At 63.5% G+C, this 241-nt stretch carries 1 protein-coding gene; it reads left to right on the plus strand.

Annotated features, from left to right (window positions below):
* Positions 1 to 241 (plus strand): ATP-binding cassette domain-containing protein (locus tag SB764_RS44075; protein ID WP_410867321.1); only part of this gene is annotated, 241 nt, incomplete at both ends.

Genomic DNA, 241 nt, shown 5'->3' on the forward strand with positions numbered 1-241 from the left:
TGCAGGCCTATGCCGAGGCGGGGCTCGGGCCGGGAGACGATGCCTATCGTGTCACTTATCTTCTCGAGCATCTCGGCCTGACCGGACAGGAACATCCGGAAAGCCTTTCCGGCGGCGAAGCGCGGCGCGCGGCTCTTGCCCGCGTTATGGCGCCCGAGCCCGATATTCTGATGCTGGACGAGCCGACCAACCATCTGGACCTGCCCACCATCGAATGGCTTGAAGGCGAATTGCAGCAGAC

It is taken from the genome of Paraburkholderia sp. SIMBA_027 (genome assembly GCF_046535315.1).
GTDB classification, from domain to species: Bacteria; Pseudomonadota; Gammaproteobacteria; order Burkholderiales; family Burkholderiaceae; genus Paraburkholderia; species Paraburkholderia tropica.